Origin of the sequence: Kitasatospora sp. LaBMicrA B282 (assembly GCF_050325825.1) — a bacterium.
Taxonomy (GTDB): domain Bacteria; phylum Actinomycetota; class Actinomycetes; order Streptomycetales; family Streptomycetaceae; genus Kitasatospora.
Window position 1 is genome coordinate 1 of the sequence record NZ_JBNQTI010000389.1, and the last position, 663, is coordinate 663.

Sequence of the window (663 nt, forward strand, 5' to 3'; positions counted from 1 at the left end):
CCGGGCCGGGCAGGGCGCCACCCGGGGCGGCGAGCAGCGGCAGCACCGGATCCGCCGCGGGCTGCGCGGCGCCCTCCCGCTCCGCCGTGCCCCGGCAGGTCGGGCAGTCGGCCAGGTGCCGCAGCAGCTCGCGCCGCAGCGCCGGCCCGAGCAGCCGGGACGCGCCGCCGGTCGCGCCGCCCCCGCTGATCCCGCCGGCCCCACCTGCCCTGCCGGCCCCACCCGCCCTGCCGGCCCCACCAGCCCCGCCGCCCAGCCGGTCGAGCTCCGGGCAGCAGCCCGCCGCCAGCACCAGCAGGACCTGCCGGGTCCGCGCCACCTCGGCCCGGCCCGCCGCCAACAGCTCCTGGGCCGGCACCGCCGCCAGTCCGAGCACGGCCGCCACCTCCAGTGGGGTGAGCCGGTGGCGCAGCGCCAGTTCCAGGGCCTCGCGCTGCTCGGGCGTGGTGCCGGCGGCCGCCGGCCAGGCCAGCTCGGCCAGCGGGCCGGTGTCCGACTGCGGAACACCGGTCAGTTGGACGTCGCCGCCCACCGGCGCCGCCGCGGCCGCCGCCGGCCCTGCTGGTGCAGGCCGTGCCGCCGCCGACCCCGTCGCCGCCGACCCCGTGGCCAGCGGCTCCGTCGCCGCCGACCCCGTGGCCAGCGGCTCCGTCCCCGCCCCCA

Annotated in this window: 1 pseudogene; it reads right to left on the reverse strand. The window is 82.8% G+C overall.

The features are described 5' to 3' along the window. Nucleotides 1-532: pseudogene (locus tag ACQRUO_RS39610) on the reverse strand (hypothetical protein); the annotation flags it as partial. Nucleotides 533-663: the final 131 nt, after the last annotated feature.